The 15,185-nt window shown below is 44.8% G+C and carries 19 protein-coding genes and 1 pseudogene; 10 read left to right on the top strand and 10 right to left on the bottom strand.

The window, feature by feature from the left end; translation table 11 throughout:
- The 6 genes and pseudogenes from OH455_RS14565 to rplI form a co-directional block, all read left to right on the top strand.
- Nucleotides 1-94: pseudogene (locus OH455_RS14565) on the top strand (elongation factor Tu); the annotation flags it as partial.
- A gap of 342 nt (nt 95-436) precedes the next feature.
- Nucleotides 437-625, top strand: coding sequence for a (2Fe-2S)-binding protein (locus OH455_RS14570; RefSeq protein WP_045974844.1), 189 nt, complete (start codon nt 437-439; stop codon nt 623-625).
- Nucleotides 626-700: 75 nt separating this feature from the next.
- The gene (bfr, locus tag OH455_RS14575; RefSeq protein WP_045974843.1) at nt 701-1,183 is read left to right on the top strand and encodes a bacterioferritin; all 483 of its coding nucleotides are present in this window, start codon (nt 701-703) and stop codon (nt 1,181-1,183) included.
- A gap of 201 nt (nt 1,184-1,384) precedes the next feature.
- Complete coding sequence (rpsF, locus tag OH455_RS14580) at nt 1,385-1,765, top strand: 30S ribosomal protein S6 (RefSeq protein WP_004747103.1); 381 nt, start codon at nt 1,385-1,387, stop codon at nt 1,763-1,765.
- Nucleotides 1,766-1,869: 104 nt separating this feature from the next.
- Nucleotides 1,870-2,097, top strand: coding sequence for a 30S ribosomal protein S18 (rpsR, locus tag OH455_RS14585; protein WP_000090472.1), 228 nt, complete (start codon nt 1,870-1,872; stop codon nt 2,095-2,097).
- Nucleotides 2,098-2,129: 32 nt separating this feature from the next.
- Nucleotides 2,130-2,582: a 50S ribosomal protein L9 gene (gene rplI, locus OH455_RS14590; RefSeq protein WP_045974842.1), complete on the top strand. Its 453-nt coding sequence runs from the start codon at nt 2,130-2,132 to the stop codon at nt 2,580-2,582.
- Nucleotides 2,583-2,649: 67 nt separating this feature from the next.
- Here rplI and OH455_RS14595 read toward each other — a convergent pair whose 3' ends face one another.
- Nucleotides 2,650-3,414 (bottom strand): DUF481 domain-containing protein, encoded by a 765-nt coding sequence (locus OH455_RS14595; protein ID WP_269981908.1) that lies wholly within the window; start codon nt 3,412-3,414, stop codon nt 2,650-2,652.
- A 173-nt stretch (nt 3,415-3,587) separates the two neighbouring features.
- Between OH455_RS14595 and OH455_RS14600 the strand changes: the two genes are divergently transcribed.
- Entirely contained in the window at nt 3,588-5,000 is a 1,413-nt protein-coding gene (locus OH455_RS14600; protein WP_045974840.1) for a replicative DNA helicase, read from the top strand.
- A 12-nt stretch (nt 5,001-5,012) separates the two neighbouring features.
- Complete coding sequence (gene alr, locus OH455_RS14605; protein ID WP_269981966.1) at nt 5,013-6,089, top strand: alanine racemase; 1,077 nt, start codon at nt 5,013-5,015, stop codon at nt 6,087-6,089.
- A gap of 47 nt (nt 6,090-6,136) precedes the next feature.
- On the opposite strand, the gene OH455_RS14610 is transcribed toward alr, so the two are convergent.
- Nucleotides 6,137-6,559 carry a secondary thiamine-phosphate synthase enzyme YjbQ gene (locus tag OH455_RS14610; protein ID WP_045974839.1) on the bottom strand — a complete coding sequence of 141 codons (423 nt, stop codon included), beginning with the start codon at nt 6,557-6,559 and terminating at the stop codon, nt 6,137-6,139.
- Between the two features lie 296 nt (nt 6,560-6,855).
- On the opposite strand from OH455_RS14610, the gene pgi reads away from it, so the two are divergent.
- Nucleotides 6,856-8,508 (top strand): glucose-6-phosphate isomerase, encoded by a 1,653-nt coding sequence (pgi, locus tag OH455_RS14615; protein WP_269981909.1) that lies wholly within the window; start codon nt 6,856-6,858, stop codon nt 8,506-8,508.
- A gap of 225 nt (nt 8,509-8,733) precedes the next feature.
- On the opposite strand, the gene OH455_RS14620 is transcribed toward pgi, so the two are convergent.
- The 7 genes from OH455_RS14620 to OH455_RS14650 all read right to left on the bottom strand — a co-directional run bounded on the left by OH455_RS14620 (nt 8,734) and on the right by OH455_RS14650 (nt 14,091).
- Complete coding sequence (locus tag OH455_RS14620; protein WP_269981910.1) at nt 8,734-9,630, bottom strand: TIGR03899 family protein; 897 nt, start codon at nt 9,628-9,630, stop codon at nt 8,734-8,736.
- 304 nt (nt 9,631-9,934) lie between these two features.
- Complete coding sequence (locus tag OH455_RS14625; RefSeq protein WP_443088605.1) at nt 9,935-10,432, bottom strand: DUF3299 domain-containing protein; 498 nt, start codon at nt 10,430-10,432, stop codon at nt 9,935-9,937.
- Between the two features lie 2 nt (nt 10,433-10,434).
- Nucleotides 10,435-11,694: an ABC transporter permease gene (locus tag OH455_RS14630; RefSeq protein WP_269981911.1), complete on the bottom strand. Its 1,260-nt coding sequence runs from the start codon at nt 11,692-11,694 to the stop codon at nt 10,435-10,437.
- On the bottom strand, nt 11,691-12,398 hold the full coding sequence (locus OH455_RS14635) for an ABC transporter ATP-binding protein (RefSeq protein ID WP_269981912.1): 708 nt from the start codon (nt 12,396-12,398) through the stop codon (nt 11,691-11,693). The genes OH455_RS14630 and OH455_RS14635 overlap by 4 nt, the downstream gene beginning before the upstream one ends.
- Nucleotides 12,399-12,454: 56 nt before the next feature.
- Nucleotides 12,455-13,093 carry a zinc uptake protein ZrgA gene (gene zrgA / locus OH455_RS14640; RefSeq protein ID WP_269981913.1) on the bottom strand — a complete coding sequence of 213 codons (639 nt, stop codon included), beginning with the start codon at nt 13,091-13,093 and terminating at the stop codon, nt 12,455-12,457.
- 70 nt (nt 13,094-13,163) lie between these two features.
- Nucleotides 13,164-13,466, bottom strand: coding sequence for a DUF2607 family protein (locus OH455_RS14645; protein WP_269981914.1), 303 nt, complete (start codon nt 13,464-13,466; stop codon nt 13,164-13,166).
- A 73-nt stretch (nt 13,467-13,539) separates the two neighbouring features.
- Nucleotides 13,540-14,091: a YtfJ family protein gene (locus OH455_RS14650; RefSeq protein ID WP_045974832.1), complete on the bottom strand. Its 552-nt coding sequence runs from the start codon at nt 14,089-14,091 to the stop codon at nt 13,540-13,542.
- A 209-nt stretch (nt 14,092-14,300) separates the two neighbouring features.
- On the opposite strand from OH455_RS14650, the gene OH455_RS14655 reads away from it, so the two are divergent.
- Nucleotides 14,301-14,501, top strand: a complete 201-nt coding sequence (locus OH455_RS14655; RefSeq protein ID WP_045974847.1) for a DUF1107 family protein — start codon at nt 14,301-14,303, stop codon at nt 14,499-14,501.
- A 47-nt stretch (nt 14,502-14,548) separates the two neighbouring features.
- Here OH455_RS14655 and msrA read toward each other — a convergent pair whose 3' ends face one another.
- On the bottom strand, nt 14,549-15,178 hold the full coding sequence (gene msrA, locus OH455_RS14660; RefSeq protein WP_269981915.1) for a peptide-methionine (S)-S-oxide reductase MsrA: 630 nt from the start codon (nt 15,176-15,178) through the stop codon (nt 14,549-14,551).
- Nucleotides 15,179-15,185 lie beyond the last annotated feature (7 nt).

Below are 15,185 nucleotides of genomic sequence, written 5' to 3' on the forward strand. Positions count from 1 at the left end.
CGCTCCAATCGCAATGGATGAAGGTCTACGTTTCGCTATCCGTGAAGGTGGCCGTACAGTAGGTGCTGGTGTTGTTGCTAAGATCTTCGACTAATTCTTAGGAATTAACTGAAATCTTGCACTTTTCTTCATTTATGAAGAAAGCACATCTAAAAAAAGAGAAGCTTCGGCTTCTCTTTTTTTATTATTTGGTTATAAAAAAAATATTCACCTTTTGGATCATATCTAGATATAAACTTCATTTTATCTTATAAAACAATTTGTTAAATAGCTATAAAGCCATGCTATAAGTATGGTTAAACGCGTAAGTGTTTTGCACCTTTCATTCGTCCTGTTTGTTATAACAAATTTGTCTTAATATCTTCTTCAACCTAACTGGTAATAAGAACAATTATTGTTTATATTTTTATCCTAGGTTGTATTACGGGTCTCATTTATGTACGTTTGTTTGTGTCATGGAGTTTCTGACAAGAAAATCAGGAGGTTAGCTTTAGAAGAGGGCGTAACCGATATTAAAGGCATAAAGAAATGCACCGCACTTGGCAGTCAATGTGGAAAATGTGTCAAGATGGCGAAGGAAATCCTCAATGAAACAGGTGTAGTACAGTACCAAAAAGCGAGCTAAAACAGCCTCGTGTATTTTTGACACCTTCTCAATTGGTTCTAAAGTTTAAATGGAGCCAAAGAGGAGGTTTTTGTCATGAAAGGCGATCCAATCATTATTCAACATCTCAATAAAATCCTTGGCAATGAGCTAGTTGCCATTAACCAATATTTCCTTCATGCGCGAATGTATAAAGACTGGGGGTTAAAGCATTTGGCGGATAAGGAATATCACGAATCTATCGATGAAATGAAGCACGCAGATCATTTGATTGAACGTATTCTGTTTCTTGAAGGCATCCCTAACTTGCAAGATCTTGGCAAGTTAATGATTGGTGAAGACACCAAAGAGATGCTGGAATGTGACCTCAAGTTAGAAATGGCTGCGATACCTGACTTAAAAGCGGCGATCGCTTACGCGGAAGATACGCACGATTATGTATCCAGAGATCTGTTTCAGGATATATTAGAAGATGAAGAAGAACACGTTGATTGGCTTGAAACTCAACTTGGTTTGATCGACATGACAGGTATACAAAACTACCTACAGGCTCAGTTTGTTGATGAAGACGACGACTAAGCAGAACGACAACAGCTTAGAGCAGCGTGTTATGCGCTGTTCTATTCTCTAGCAACCCTTGTATCACATTTCTCTTGCTTAAATTGCAATCATTCTGTACTATTCGTGCTCCTTAAATCTCGGTCAATTATCTTTAGTTCCTTGCTTCCTCTGGATGACCGGGCCAATTGTGGAAGCTGAATAATCCGTAAGGAGCAACCAATGCGTCATTACGAAATCGTATTCATGGTGCACCCTGATCAAAGCGAGCAAGTTGCTGGCATGATCGAGCGTTACACTGGTTCTATCACTGAAGCTGGCGGTACTATCCACCGTCTAGAAGACTGGGGTCGTCGTCAACTGGCTTACCCAATCAACAAGCTTCACAAAGCTCACTACGTTCTAATGAACGTTGAAGCTGACCAAGCTGTTATCGATGAACTAGAAACTGCTTTCCGTTTCAACGATGCAGTTCTACGTAACATGATCATGCGTACTAAAGCGGCTATCACTGAGCAATCTATCATGCTTAAGCAGAAAGAAGAGCGTGCTCCTCGTCGCGAAGAGCGTGCTGAAGCTAAGCCAGAAGCAGCGGCTGAGTAATTACTACTCAGAATTAGTACTCAGTCTAGATAACTCAAGGGGTTACTCGAATGTGTTTATCTAGGCAGACAACTTTTTTCAAATTTAAGATCAGGAGATAGCCCATGGCTCGTTTCTTCCGTCGTCGTAAATTCTGCCGTTTCACTGCAGAAGGCGTACAAGAGATTGATTACAAAGACGTAGCAACTCTTAAAAACTACATCACTGAAGCTGGTAAAATTGTACCTAGCCGTATCACTGGTACAAGCGCTAAGTATCAACGTCAACTAGCTCGCGCTATTAAGCGTTCTCGCTACCTAGCTCTACTACCGTACACTGACAAGCATCAGTAATCGGTCGTTTTATTAAGAAAGAGGATTAAGCAATGCAAGTTATTCTACTTGATAAAATCGGTAACCTAGGTGGTCTTGGTGACACTGTAAACGTTAAATCTGGCTATGCTCGTAACTTCCTTATCCCTCAAGCTAAGGCAGTTATGGCAACTAAGGCTAACGTTGAAATGTTCGAAGCTCGTCGTGCTGAACTAGAAGCTAAAGTTGCTGAGCAACTAGCTACTGCAGAAGCTCGCGCAGAGAAAGTTAACGCTCTAGAAGCTGTTGTTATCGCTTCTAAAGCTGGTGACGAAGGTAAACTGTTCGGTTCTATCGGTACTCGTGACATCGCTGATGCAATCACTGCTGCTGGCGTTGAAGTTGCGAAAAGCGAAGTTCGTCTTCCAGAAGGCGCGCTACGTAACACTGGTGAGTTCGAGATCAGCGTTCAGCTTCACTCTGAAGTATTCGCTGCGGTTAACCTACAAGTTGTTGCTGCTGAGTAATTCAGTATCAAGACGTATTTTAAAAGCACCTCCCAGAGGTGCTTTTTTTATGTCTAAAGTGTGGTATTTAAAATAAGAAAAGTAAGTTAACAGAGAAAATACTGTCGGCTTTCTTTAGCCCTTCGGGGACGCGGTCATGATATTGACGTGTATGAGCCAATTTGAGTGCGATATCTTCTGTGATGTTGTTGGTCACATTGATATCTGTATCTACTCTGAGGTTACTGTCACCAGCGACGAGAGTCACATCGGCGGCTAGGCTAAGGTTTTTCAGTACTTGCCAACTTGAATTGACTTTACCTCGAAAAATCGCTTCCTGAACGGTTTCCTCAAAGACAATATCGCTGTCACCAATTTCATCAGTATTGGGCTCTTGGTAGCGGAAACCAGGGCCGAGTTCGAGTTCCAGTACAAAGACATCGGTATTAGAAAATTGATAACCTAAGCCTCCCGAGAGCGTATAGTCCTTAAAATAAGCACTATATCGAGAATCGACACCTTTGAAGCTGCCGTAAAGATACGTCTTAGGGCTAAGCTTATAGTCGCTCTGTGCCGTGTAGGTTGACTGCCGTTTGTCTTCTTCCCCATCCTTATAAAGTAGGTAGTACTTCCACTCACCGCTGGTTCGGTATCGGCCAGATAGGTACTCGGCACTGAGTCGAGAATTAAGGGAACGTGAGTCTGAGTTTCCGGTATGCGCCTGATAACCGAATTCAATTTCGGTATCCCAAGGGGAGGGTATTTCAATGTCCGTTTGACTTTGTACTGTCTCATCCGCAAGGACTACGGAACTGCACAGTAGGCCTGCACTCAAGAGCCAAATTTTCGTCACTCACTACCTCTTTATAGATGGAAAAATTGGGGAAATAGTAGAGGTTATTCACTCAAATTCCGTCAGTTCTAAGTTAATTCTACACGAGTTGCATTCAAACCCCTTGTTTATTACAGACATCCCGTTCATTCTGGCTATAATGAGCGGTCACAAGTAAATTGTTGAGCAAGAGCATGGCAGAACAGAGAACAGACAATCGTAATCAGAAACCAGCAGACGCCCAAGTCGATGCTATCAAGGTTCCTCCACATTCGTTGGAAGCTGAGCAGTCCGTCATCGGTGGTTTGTTGTTGGATAACGAGCGCTGGGATACTGTATCTGAACGCGTGGTGGCGAAAGATTTTTACAGTCGTCCACATCGTTTGATGTTCGAAGCATCGCAAAGCATTCTAGAAGATAGCCAGCCTCTTGACTTGATCACCTTGTCAGAGTTTTTAGAGCAGCGTGAACAATTGGACGATGTTGGTGGTTTTGCTTACCTTGCAGATTTGGTCAAGAATACACCGAGCGCAGCTAACATTAACGCCTATGCAGATATCGTCGCGGAACGTGCTCTGACTCGCGACTTGATCGGTGTGGCGAATGAAATTGCCGATGCGGGATACGATCCTCAGGGGCGTACATCTGAGGATCTGCTTGATATGGCAGAGAGTAAGGTGTTTGCTATTGCCGAGTCGCGTACTAGCGAAAGTGAGGGGCCGCAAAACGTCGATAATATTCTTGAGAAAACGCTCGAACGTATTGAGATGCTCTATAAATCCCCTCAGGATGGGGTAACAGGGGTAACGACGGGCTTTACCGATTTGAATAAGAAAACGGCAGGTCTTCAAGGCTCGGACCTAGTGATTGTTGCAGCGCGTCCATCGATGGGTAAAACAACATTTGCGATGAACTTGGTTGAAAATGCAGCGATGGCCCATGATAAGCCCGTGTTGGTTTTCTCTTTGGAGATGCCATCTGAACAGCTGATGATGCGTTCTTTGGCATCCCTCTCTCGTGTCGATCAAACCAAGATAAGAACTGGCCAGTTAGATGATGAAGATTGGGCGCGTATTTCTTCTACTATGGGGCTTTTAATGGAGAAGAAAAACATCTTCATTGATGATAGCTCGGGTCTGACACCAACCGAAGTCCGCTCACGAGCAAGACGTATTGCGCGTGACCATGGTGGTCTGTCTATGATAATGGTCGATTACCTTCAATTAATGCGTGTCCCTGCGCTGGCTGATAATCGTACGTTGGAAATCGCCGAAATTTCCCGTTCACTGAAAGCCTTGGCTAAAGAGCTCAACGTGCCAGTGGTCGCACTGTCGCAGCTCAACCGTTCCTTAGAGCAACGTGCCGATAAACGCCCTGTTAACTCAGACTTGCGTGAATCAGGCTCGATAGAGCAGGACGCTGATTTGATCATGTTTATATACCGTGATGAAGTGTATCACCCAGATAGCCCGATGAAAGGTACGGCGGAAATCATCCTAGGTAAGCAACGTAATGGTCCGATTGGTTCGGTACGTTTGACTTTCCAAGGTCAATGGTCACGGTTTGATAATTATGCTGGCCCGGCGTTTGATGTGGATGAAGAGTAACGCATGAGTTATATGAAAGCGGCAACGGCCTTTATTGATTTAGATGCGTTGCAACACAACTTAAAACAGATTAAATCTCAAGCACCAAATAGTAAGATCATGGCGGTGGTTAAGGCCAATAGCTATGGCCATGGTTTGAGACATGTTGCAAAGTATGCCACGGATGCAGATGCGTTCGGTGTGGCACGGATTGAAGAAGCATTGCAACTTCGGGCTTGCGGTGTGGTGACACCGATTTTATTACTCGAAGGCTTTTATTCTTCGGGCGATTTACCTGTCTTGGTGACTAATAACATTCAAACCGTAGTGCATTGTGAAGAGCAGCTTGAAGCACTTGAGCAAGCAGAGCTGGATACTCCTGTCGTTGTTTGGCTTAAAATCGATAGCGGGATGCATCGTCTCGGTGTCAGGCCGGAACAATACTGGGATTTTGTCTCTCGTCTCAAAGCGTGTCATAACGTGGCGAAGCCACTGCGTTACATGAGTCATTTTGGTTGTGCTGATGAGCTGGATAAGTCCACTACGACAGAACAAACTGAGCTGTTCTTGTCTCTGACTGATGGTTGCGAAGGCGAGCGTTCACTCGCCGCATCTGCGGGATTATTGGCGTGGCAGAACAGCCACCTCGATTGGGTTAGACCCGGAATCATCATGTACGGTGTTTCGCCATTTAACGACAAAACGGCACAGCAGATGGGATATCAACCTGTCATGACGCTCAAATCACACCTGATTGCGGTACGTGAAGTAAAAGCGGGTGAGAGCGTCGGCTATGGCGGGATGTGGACCAGTCAACGCGATACCAAAGTGGGGGTTATCGCGATTGGATACGGTGATGGCTACCCAAGAACCGCTCCCAATGGCACACCAGTGTTAGTCAATGGTCGCAAAGTACCGATTGCGGGAAGAGTATCGATGGACATGTTGACGGTTGATCTCGGTCCAGATGCTAATGATAAGGTGGGGGATGAGGCAATCCTTTGGGGACAAAGCCTTCCTGCTGAAGAGGTGGCTTGCCATATTGGCACTATTGCTTATGAACTGGTAACTAAACTGACCTCGCGAGTGGAAATGGAATATTCCAAATAGCTGACATCGAATCTTTCGTTTTAGGCTGGCTTATTAAGCCAGCCTTTTTATTTTTCGCCCTGAATCGTCACAACTAAGGTGCGGCTACCACCGTAATCACGATGCTCTCCAAGGTAGATTCCTTGCCATGTCCCTAGAGCTAATCGTCCGTTGCTAATGGGGATCATCACGCTGCACCCTAAGATCGACGTTTTGATATGGGCGGGCATATCATCATCGCCTTCATAGGTATGCTTATAGTAAGGGGCGCGCTCTGGCACAAACTGGTTAAAGTGCTTTTCCATATCATGACGTACCGTTGGGTCGGCGTTTTCGTTAATGGTCAGGCTTGCAGAAGTATGTTGGATAAATAACTGTAATATTCCGACAGAAAAATCCGCTATCTCTGGAATTTGTTGTTCTATTTCATCGGTGATGAGATGAAATCCGCGTTTTCTCGCGCTCAATTGAATACGCTTCTGAGCCCACATATGGCATCCTCTATAATCTATTTGGCAAATTCAACCTGAGGCGGTAAGGTGAGTGCCAATAGCTAGTCATGGGTTTGAGTGTAACTAAATCACTTAACGTGACTTAACTCAATGATGGTGCAGCCACACTGGTTCATAATTGCACCTTGAAAATTTATTACAAAGTTCTGGCTGCTTGTTGCAATGCGAGAACCGAACTATTTTTGCTTAATCGGGGATTCTACTGGCTGTCGTTTATCTTACTCTTCAGTCAATCAATGTAGAATAAAACCTACTGTAACATCGGGATAGTAACCATGTTGAAAAATATCAATCCAACGCAAACATCAGCTTGGAACGCGCTGACTGCGCACTTCGAATCGGCTCAAGATATGGATCTTAAAGAGCTGTTTGCTCAAGACGCTGCGCGTTTTGACAAATTCTCTATGCGTTTCGGTAGAGACATTCTTGTTGATTACTCTAAGAACCTAATCAATGAAGAAACTATGAAGCACCTGTTCGCATTAGCTGGCGAAACTGAGCTTAAAGCAGCAATTGAAGCGATGTTCAGTGGTGAAGCAATCAACCAAACCGAAGGTCGCGCCGTACTCCACACAGCACTGCGTAACCGCAGTAACACTCCTGTTATGGTTGATGGTGAAGATGTCATGCCTGCAGTAAATGCAGTGCTAGAAAAAATGAAATCGTTTACGGAACGTGTCATCGGCGGCGAGTGGAAAGGGTACACAGGTAAAGCGATTACTGATGTTGTGAATATTGGTATCGGTGGTTCTGATCTTGGTCCTTATATGGTGACTGAAGCTCTAGCTCCTTACACAAACCACCTAAATCTCCACTTCGTTTCGAACGTTGATGGTACGCACATCGTTGAGACGCTAAAGAAAGTAAACCCAGAAACGACACTATTCTTGGTCGCATCTAAGACGTTTACTACACAAGAGACTATGACCAATGCACACAGTGCTCGTGATTGGTTCCTTGAGTCAGCAGGTGATGAAGCACACGTAGCTAAGCACTTTGCAGCGCTTTCTACCAACGCACCAGCCGTATCTGAGTTTGGTATCGACACCGACAACATGTTCGAGTTCTGGGACTGGGTTGGCGGTCGTTACTCGTTATGGTCAGCAATTGGTCTTTCCATTGCCCTAGCGGTGGGTTACGACAACTTTGTTGAGCTGCTAGATGGCGCTCATGAAATGGATAACCACTTTGCATCTGCGGATCTAGAAAGCAACATTCCTGTGATCCTTGCGCTAGTTGGCCTTTGGTACAACAACTTCCACGGCGCTGAGTCTGAAGCGATACTTCCATACGATCAGTACATGCACCGTTTTGCAGCTTACTTCCAACAGGGCAACATGGAGTCTAACGGTAAGTACGTTGACCGTGATGGCAATGCAGTGACTTACCAAACAGGTCCAATTATCTGGGGTGAGCCTGGCACTAACGGTCAGCACGCTTTCTACCAGTTGATTCACCAAGGTACTAAGCTGATCCCTTGTGACTTTATTGCACCTGCTATTAGTCATAACCCTGCAGGTGATCATCACCAGAAATTAATGTCTAACTTCTTTGCTCAAACTGAAGCGCTTGCTTTTGGTAAGTCGGAAGAGACGGTCAAAGCGGAATTTGCCAAAGCAGGCAAGAGTGAAGAAGAAGCGGCAACCTTAGCACCATTCAAAGTGTTTGAAGGTAACCGACCAACTAACTCAATCCTAGTCAAGCAAATCACACCGCGTACGCTAGGTAATTTGATCGCTATGTATGAGCACAAGATCTTCGTCCAAGGTGTTATCTGGAATATTTTCAGCTTCGATCAGTGGGGGGTGGAGCTAGGTAAACAATTGGCTAATCAAATCCTACCTGAATTAGCCGATGAGTCGGAAATCAGTTCTCACGACAGCTCAACGAATGGTCTGATTAACGCATTCAAAGCTTACAAGGCATAAGCTGCTCCGAACTAAGTAAAAACGCCAACCTGTCGGGTTGGCGTTTTTGTTTTGGAAAGCGGGAACGCTGCGCTTCTGGATAACGGGAGCGGGCTTCGCCCTTCGAGAGGTGCGCTCTAGTAGTAACGAGAGTCGGTTGTGGTGCATGGAATGTTGACAGAATACGTTCATAGGCAGAGATAATCATCCCGTTTCCCGTTTCCCGTTTCCCGTTTCCCGTTTCCCCTAAACCGTCGTATCCACACTTGGCTGAACGTCTGTACTGGCAGTAAATTTCTGGCTTAATAGGGCGACCATCTGATCGTAATACTGCATGTTCGGCTTGTTTCCAAGTAGCTTACACAATTCATTGCCAGTTGGGCTAAAGCGGTAGTAGAGAAGTCGAACCCCTTTGCTGTGCGCTTGCAGTGATAACTGCTTGCCCTGGTAGGTAAGCGGTAAGGGGGAATCGAGCTCAATTTCACCTGACTCCAACTCAGTGCCATGCATCAGACCAAGTTCAAATAAGACCAATAGGCTGGAATAGGGAAGTTGAAAATTACCAACGTTGATATTGCTGGTAATATTACGCTTACCAAAGCTGAAAATCCCCCCTTGTGACCGATAGCCAATTAACAGCTTGCGACTGGTATCGCCACCAAAACTACATGCTAAAGAGGCGGCACGCTGCAAGGTCTGTGCTTCCTTAGGTGACATATCTTGTAGCACCTTGAGCGCTTTCATTGACGTCGAACCTGGGTTGGTGACTTCGCGTTTTAACACTTGTGCCCATAGGCGCTGCATTGAGGTGTTATGTACTTCCTGAGCCATGTTAAAGAAGCGGTGCAGCCAATCTTGATCGGGGTCGCTCGCAGTTTCATCTTTACAGGATAGGTGAGCGAGCTTAAGGATTTGTTCGAGGTTTTTTTGTTTTTGCTCTTTGTAGCGGCGCTCGCGAATGAGGGCGCGTTCTAATGCCGTTTTTTCTGGCGAGTCTTTTTGTAATAAGGCATCCAAACCATGGGTTTGAGCAATGTTCATCACCCGACTGGCACTATCTTTGATATAGGTTTTCTTTTTTTCATGCCGTGATTCAGCGCTGGACTCGTGCTCTATAACCACTGGCTTTTGCTTTTCCGACATGTGAATTCCTTGACCATCAGAGTGTTAAATGTATTTAATTAAATTTACCTCTTAAGCTGATTGGCTGCCAGAAGAACTATGTGAGCAATCCTTGAAAATTGGCGCTATGCCAAATGATAATAAGTTGTTAAAATTGTTATCGATATTTTTGAGGGGCTTATGAAGTTTTTTAATGAGAATAAACTGAAAAAGCACCTGTCAATTGCCCTACTATTTCTGGTCTATCTAGCCGTCTTGGTTTATCTCTCTAGATACATATAAAGAAAAGCGGATAATTAACAGGTTGCTTTTATGTTAATACCTATTAGTAGTCATCGTATTCTTCGATTGCGGTGCCCTCTAAAACGTAACCTGTTTCAGCCAATTCATGGTTGATGGTTTCTGTTTTCAGTGTGCCGACCACGTAGATGACATCCCACAGTTGCTGTACTGGTGCTCCCTTCGGGAATTTCACGTAGATGATCTGGTTTGGTGGTGGTGGTGGTACGTGAATACATGCACCAAAGTATGGTACCAGTAGAAATTCGGTGACTTTGTTCTCATCCCCTTCCAACGGAATCACAAAACCAGGTATTTTAACCTGACTGCCGTTGAGCTCCTGACGGACCTTGCCCATCAATGATTGTTTTGCTGCTTGACCAGAGTGATCAGTTACTGGCATGCCATAGGAATCGAATTGTTTTCGTTCACTCTCTGGGATCAGATCGATCCAGTCCAGTTTGAGAGTATTTTCTTTAGCACTGACTATAGAGGGTGTCATAACGCTCATGGCAAATATGACTAATATTAGTATCTTTTTCATGTTTAAACCCGAATTGTCATCCCGTCACTAAGGGATTGTCTGTATGCACGGAATGCTGGAATTAAGCCGATTACAGTACCTGCTAACTGCACAGCTGCAAGCAATATCCACTCATAATGGGATATGGCTATCATCTCAATATTAATTCCATATTGTTGTTGAATGACTGGTGCGATAGCGGCTAATAGAGCATAAAGACCTAGCACACCGACAACTAAGCCAACTAAGGTTAAAGCACTGGCTTCGAGAACTAACAGAGAGAGAACATGCCTTGGTCTCGCTCCCATTGCTCTTAGAATGGCCATCTCTCGACGTCTTTCCTGTAAGCTAGTCAGTAAACTCGACAACATTCCCAGTAGTCCGGCAATGACCACGAATACCGAAACTGCCATCAGGGCTTGCTCTGCCACCGACATCATCCCCCACAATTCATGCAGCGCAACGCCCGGTAGGATGGCACTCAGCGGTTCTTTAGGGTAAGTGTTGATCTGGCGCTGCAGAGCAAAGGTCTGAATTTTCGAATTCAGGCCAAGAAGCATGGCAGTAATTTGTTTTGGCTGAAAGTTTTGCTTTTCAAGGTGCTCAGCACTTGGTGTATTGCCTAAGTGGGCTCCAGATTCCCAGCCAACGTGAATCGCTTCAATCGCTTCGAGTGAGACATGTACGGTTTTGTCAACTGGGGTGCCTGTCGGAGCTAAGATACCGACCACTTTAAACGGCAGGTTGTCATGACGACTGAAGCCAACGTCACTGATGCCGTGGGCAATAATGATTTCTGTGCCTATATTGTACCCGAGAGAGCGGGCAACATCGGAGCCAATGACGGTTTCAAATAAACCACCAAATTCGCGTCCCTCAGCGATGGAGATGTTTTGTTTTTTGCCGTAGCGATAGTGTTCAAAATAGCTATGATTGGTGCCCATCACGCGGAAGCCTTTGTGTGAGTCTCCGAGAGAAATAGGTATCGCCCACTTCACAGAACGATGATTACTGAATTCCTGATAACTTTTCCAGTCAATGTTATTGGTAGCGTTGCCGATGCGAAACACTGAGTAAAGCAGCAAGTTTACTTGCCCAGAACGTCCACCGACGATCAGGTCAGTTCCTGAAATTGTATTAGCAAAGCTGCTTTTGGCTTGGGTACGGATCCTTTCTACCCCCAAAAGTAGTATGACCGAAATAGCGACGGTTAATATGGTCAGAATGGCGGTGACACGACGGTTACGGACACTCTTCCAGGCAAGCATAAATGTTGGGGTCATTGTTGTGCTCCTGCCTGATTGATTTGATTGAGGTTTAAGGTGCGATCGAACACGCTTTCCAGTGTGGGGTCATGACTGACGAACAACAGGGTTGATTGAGCCTGATTGACCTGCTCGAGCAATAACTCGATAAATGCAGTGCGATTTTCGTAGTCAAGTGAAGAAGTGGGTTCATCGGCAATGATTAGCGCCGGTTTACCAATCAGAGCTCGAGCGGCAGCGACACGCTGTTGCTGTCCAATACTCAGTTCGACGACAGGCTTCTTCAACAGATGTTCAGGTAGATGCAGTTTTTTCAGAAGCCGAGTGGCGTCTTCAACCAGTGATGTCTCAACCTGTGATTTGCGTTGTGCGGAAAATTGGCACGGCAGGATGACATTTTCAATCACGTTGAGGTAGGGGAGCAAATTAAACTGCTGGAATATATAGCCAATATGATCGGCACGAAATTTATCGCGTTGGTTAGCCCTCATCTGATTGAGGTCCTGACCTAAAACAAGTAGCTGGCCGCTGCTGGCAGTGTTAATTCCAGTGAGTAGCCCGAGCAAGGTGGATTTACCACAGCCACTGGGGCCTTTAATAAAGAGGTGCTCGCCTTTAGTGATATGCAGTTGTTTGATATTGAGTGTCGGAGTTGGGTTCCCAGGCCAGGTAAAGGTGACCTGCTCCAGATCAACGACGCTGTTACTTTTGTTTTCTACCATTGGATCAACCTGAACGAGTAGACCTGATAGCCGCAAGCTATCAGGTCGTTTTGGACTTAAAGCGAAATCTTAGTGTTGTCTGCAGATAGTTCGAGTGCGGTTTGCACTTTATCTGTTAATAGGTTAACGCTAATAGATTCTGTGCTTGGGAAAGCTTTAAACCATTGTGTATCGATGGAAGAAAGTGCGTTGATGTCGTTACATTCGAAGTGATATTCGACAGTAAACTCGCCATGACCGCCTTGAGGTTCATCATGATGGTCGTGACCTTCGTGACCTTTATGATCATCGTGATGTTTATGGTCATCATGATGTTTGTGTTCATCATGATGTTCGCTATGCTTTTCGTGGTCGTGGTCGTGGTCGTCAGCACCTAGAGTGTGCTTTACTGACTGATGTTCAACCTGACAACCAGCTGCTGATGCAAGAGTGAAAATAGAGTCTGCATTTTTTAGTCGAGTGACTGCGTCTTTTAGGGCTTTTTCTTGTTCTGCTGTTTTTGGAGCATGTTCAAAGCCGACAACATCAGCACCAGGAGCGGTAATTTCCATTAAAAGCTCTTTACCATCTTGAGCGATGTTTAGCTCAACGTGGCCGTGCACGTGAGCTTCGTGTTGACGGAATCCTTCTTCAGCGAAAGCGGTAGTACTTAGGGCAAGACCAACCAGTGTTGCAACTTTTGTCATTGAGTTCATTGTGAATCCTAATAAAGTGTTTTGATAAAATATATGGTTATTGCTTTGAAACAGAACGTAAAAATCTGAGTTAACTAGTTAGTCTCACCGGGGGAGAGCGGGCCTGATAGGCAAATGCTAGTCGCTGGTAGAAGTGATAATCATTCTGCTCGATGAATACATCTGGTAATGAGGTATCGGTGAGTGTCGGAGATGAATGGCTCATGCCGTATTGCGCACAAGAAAATAGTTGGCAGTGATGATCACTGTGATGGGCAGGCGAGATATCGTATTGGTGGTCGATGTAAGCGAAGCTCATCCATAACATCAGCACAATGCCAAAGAAAGCAAGGGCCGCTGAGCGTCTGGTTAGATTGGGATGAGTTTTAATCACAGCGTTTCATTTAATACGAAAAAGAGCTGTTATATTATAACAACTCTTAAGAAAACGCTAAGCGCAAATGAGATTAGATGTTATCTTTAATCAGTGTCAAAACTTGTTGAATTTCTTCATTATTCAGAGCACCTTCTTTAACAAACAAGACGGTACCTTGCTTGTCTTGTAGTACAATGGCGGAAGATTCTTCCTGAAGTTCCCAAGCGCCAGTAACCACACCTTCTTTATCAAGTACCATTGAAGACCATGGGAATTCTTTTTTGCTGTCTTCTGCTGAGGATTTAACGAACGAGCCAGTCCCCCAGATCGCATCATCCTGGTTAATGATGGAGGTAGTCTGGTAGCTTTCTGATGGAAATTTTGCGGCTGTGATAGCTGACATAAGGGGGGCATTAAGTTCTTTCGAGCTACTGCGTCCGGCGATAGCTTGGATCACACGTACCTTACCTAACATGTCCTGAGATGACCATGGTTGATACGTCGTATCATTATCTTTGACCATGATTTCACCGTGGCTAGCCACTTCAACGTTTGGAACTGTTTGGCCGACAGTGATGTTATGCGCCAGAGCAAACATGGGAGAGCATGCTACTGTCAAAGCGATTAGAGTCTTGTTTTTCACTATTTTCTTCCTTTTTAGTAAGCGGGAAAAGTATATACCTAAAAATTCTCAGTCGCTGAAGAAAACCAATGATGTTAATAATTTGTTTTGTGTTTGTGATCTTGCTTGTTGTTGGTCTTACATTAATGTGTATGATGTATTGTAAACCGAAGAGGAAAAGAAGCGGATCCAAGGAAAGGATCAGATCGCAAATGGATATTGAGGTAGTTATGCTGCGCGAATTTACGAAATATCGACCACATCAAGTGGCACGCTTTGTGAAGACATTATTCAAGGGACAGTTTGTCATTTCAGGAATTGGCAAGTTTAGGTTTGATAACGGTAAGGTTCTGATGCCGGACATAAAAGATAAAAAGAAAATGCATACTTTCAAGGAAATTAATCGAGCGATTACCGTGTTACCTGTTTAGGAAAATGAAAAGTCGCTCAACTGGGCGACTTTTTTGTTTGGTAGCGTTTAATCTTCTGGTGGGAAGCACACACCAGTACCACCTAACCCACAATACCCATTTGGATTCTTAGCCAAATACTGCTGGTGGTAGCTTTCTGCGTAATAGTAGCGACCAGCAGGCAGAATCTCGGTGGTAATGGATGATGTTTCTTGTCCGAGCAACGATTGATACTCGTCTCGCGATTGTATCGCTGCTTGATATTGTTCGTCACTATACACGTAAATAGCTGAACGGTACTGGGTGCCTAAGTCGTTGCCCTGACGCATTCCTTGAGTTGGGTTATGACGCTCCCAAAATATTTGCAGTAGTTGGTTAAGGCTGATAACTGCAGGGTCAAAAACAATCCGCACCACTTCAGTATGACCTGTCTGACCTGAGCAGACTTCTTCATAGGTTGGGTTAGGTGTAAAGCCACCAGCGTATCCCACCGAAGTACTGATCACGCCATCAAGTTGCCAAAACAGACGTTCTGCTCCCCAAAAACATCCCATGCCGAACACGATTTCTTCGCAGCCTTCAGCGGGTGGTGCGGTTAAACTGGATTGATTGACAAAGTGTGTATCATCAATCGCAAGTGGTTGTTTACGTCCCGGTAAAGCTTGCTGAGCCGTGATCATGGTTTGTTTATCGAGCATAGTGAAT

This window comes from Vibrio sp. T11.5, from assembly GCF_027587155.1.
Taxonomy (GTDB): domain Bacteria; phylum Pseudomonadota; class Gammaproteobacteria; order Enterobacterales; family Vibrionaceae; genus Vibrio; species Vibrio neptunius.

Coding starts and splice junctions, on each gene's coding strand:
- OH455_RS14570 (WP_045974844.1), top strand. CDS start 437: ATGTACGTTTGTTTGTGTCATGGAGTTTCTGACAAGAAAATCAGGAGG.
- bfr (WP_045974843.1), top strand. CDS start 701: ATGAAAGGCGATCCAATCATTATTCAACATCTCAATAAAATCCTTGGC.
- rpsF (WP_004747103.1), top strand. CDS start 1,385: ATGCGTCATTACGAAATCGTATTCATGGTGCACCCTGATCAAAGCGAG.
- rpsR (WP_000090472.1), top strand. CDS start 1,870: ATGGCTCGTTTCTTCCGTCGTCGTAAATTCTGCCGTTTCACTGCAGAA.
- rplI (WP_045974842.1), top strand. CDS start 2,130: ATGCAAGTTATTCTACTTGATAAAATCGGTAACCTAGGTGGTCTTGGT.
- OH455_RS14600 (WP_045974840.1), top strand. CDS start 3,588: ATGGCAGAACAGAGAACAGACAATCGTAATCAGAAACCAGCAGACGCC.
- alr (WP_269981966.1), top strand. CDS start 5,013: ATGAAAGCGGCAACGGCCTTTATTGATTTAGATGCGTTGCAACACAAC.
- OH455_RS14610 (WP_045974839.1), bottom strand. CDS start 6,559: ATGTGGGCTCAGAAGCGTATTCAATTGAGCGCGAGAAAACGCGGATTT.
- pgi (WP_269981909.1), top strand. CDS start 6,856: ATGTTGAAAAATATCAATCCAACGCAAACATCAGCTTGGAACGCGCTG.
- OH455_RS14620 (WP_269981910.1), bottom strand. CDS start 9,630: ATGTCGGAAAAGCAAAAGCCAGTGGTTATAGAGCACGAGTCCAGCGCT.
- OH455_RS14625 (WP_443088605.1), bottom strand. CDS start 10,432: ATGAAAAAGATACTAATATTAGTCATATTTGCCATGAGCGTTATGACA.
- OH455_RS14630 (WP_269981911.1), bottom strand. CDS start 11,694: ATGACCCCAACATTTATGCTTGCCTGGAAGAGTGTCCGTAACCGTCGT.
- OH455_RS14635 (WP_269981912.1), bottom strand. CDS start 12,398: ATGGTAGAAAACAAAAGTAACAGCGTCGTTGATCTGGAGCAGGTCACC.
- zrgA (WP_269981913.1), bottom strand. CDS start 13,093: ATGAACTCAATGACAAAAGTTGCAACACTGGTTGGTCTTGCCCTAAGT.
- OH455_RS14655 (WP_045974847.1), top strand. CDS start 14,301: ATGCTGCGCGAATTTACGAAATATCGACCACATCAAGTGGCACGCTTT.
- msrA (WP_269981915.1), bottom strand. CDS start 15,178: ATGCTCGATAAACAAACCATGATCACGGCTCAGCAAGCTTTACCGGGA.